Genomic DNA, 534 nt, shown 5'->3' with positions numbered 1-534 from the left:
AGGAAGCGGTAGCCGCCCACCAGGCCGTGGGTGGAGTTCGCGCCCCACCCCGCGAGCCAGACCAGCGCCCAGACCATGACGTCCACGGTGTTGAACCACACGACGCCGACGTCCAGGTCCGCCAGCGTCCACTCCCCCAGCGGGATCACCGCGATCATCAGGAACGCCCCGACCAGCATGCCCGCGCCACCGACCCGCCACAGCAGGGTGTCTGCGGCCACGGTGGTCCGGCGCCGTTGCCGCAGCAACCGGGCCGTACGGCTCAGCGGCGCGCCCCATCCGCCGCCGGTGCCCTGGGCGCGGGCCGAGAGCGCCGCGTCCAGGGCCACGGCGAAGAAGGCCAGGCCGCACAGGAGGATCCCCGCCAGCACGGCCCATCCGCCGGGGACGGTCGTCACCACGCTCTCAGCCATGCCTCACCGCCTGGACGGCAGGATGCGGCTCGAGGTCCAGGCTCGCCACGGCCAGCCGGACGGAGGCCAGCTCCAGTCCGGTCACCAGGTCCGGCAGCACCGCCCACGGCACCGCGCCGTC

Annotated in this window: 1 protein-coding gene; it reads right to left on the bottom strand. The window is 74.3% G+C overall.

Going from position 1 to position 534, the window contains the following annotated elements:
* The coding region (locus tag ACPYN7_RS18045) for an NADH-quinone oxidoreductase subunit H (RefSeq protein WP_424348564.1) at nucleotides 1–413 on the bottom strand (413 nt) is incomplete at its 3' end.
* Nucleotides 414–534 lie beyond the last annotated feature (121 nt).

The organism is Kocuria sp. CH-021, from assembly GCF_049716185.1.
GTDB lineage: Bacteria > Actinomycetota > Actinomycetes > Actinomycetales > Micrococcaceae > Kocuria > Kocuria cellulosilytica.
The sequence above is the reverse complement of the archived record's forward strand: the minus strand, read 5'-3'. Positions and strand labels throughout refer to the sequence as shown.